The sequence below is a fragment of the Streptococcus infantis genome, assembly GCF_047463635.1.
Classification (GTDB): Bacteria; Bacillota; Bacilli; order Lactobacillales; family Streptococcaceae; genus Streptococcus; species Streptococcus infantis_W.
Genome location: NZ_JASHDL010000063.1, coordinates 1 through 501 on the forward strand (window position 1 = coordinate 1; position 501 = coordinate 501).

General features: G+C 40.9%; 1 protein-coding gene. It reads right to left on the reverse strand.

Annotated features, from left to right (window positions below; genetic code table 11):
- The coding region (locus QM867_RS10845) for a Rib/alpha-like domain-containing protein (RefSeq protein ID WP_414315759.1) at positions 1 to 501 on the reverse strand (501 nt) is incomplete at both ends.

Consider the following 501-nt stretch of genomic DNA (forward strand, 5'->3'; position numbering starts at 1 on the left):
TTGTGTCTACTGGTGTCTTGAACTCTACTGTTGTTCCTTCTGGAAGATCACCTACATTACCGATTGAATCTTTGGCAGATGGTTTATCTCCTGGTTTAACAGTTTGATCTTTCGCTGTTGGAGTGTTGTTGTCTGCATCAGATGTCTTCTCTGGATCTTTTACAGTTACTTTAACTGGTACTTCATCCTTAGATCCATCTGGGTAAGTCACAACGACTGTAGTTCCTTTATCACCTGGTGTAGTTGTATCTACTGGTGTCTTGAACTCTACTGTTGTACCCTTAGGAAGATCCTTGAGGTTGTCAATTGAATCTTCTGCTTTTGGTTCAGTTCCTTTATCTACAGTTTGAGCTTTTGGTGTTGGCTCGTTCTTATCTGCATCTGTAGCTGGTGCACTTGGATCTTTTACAGTTACTTTAACTGGTACTTCATCCTTAGAACCATCTGGGTATGTTACAACGACTGTAGTTCCTTTATCACCTGGTGTAGTTGTGTCTACTG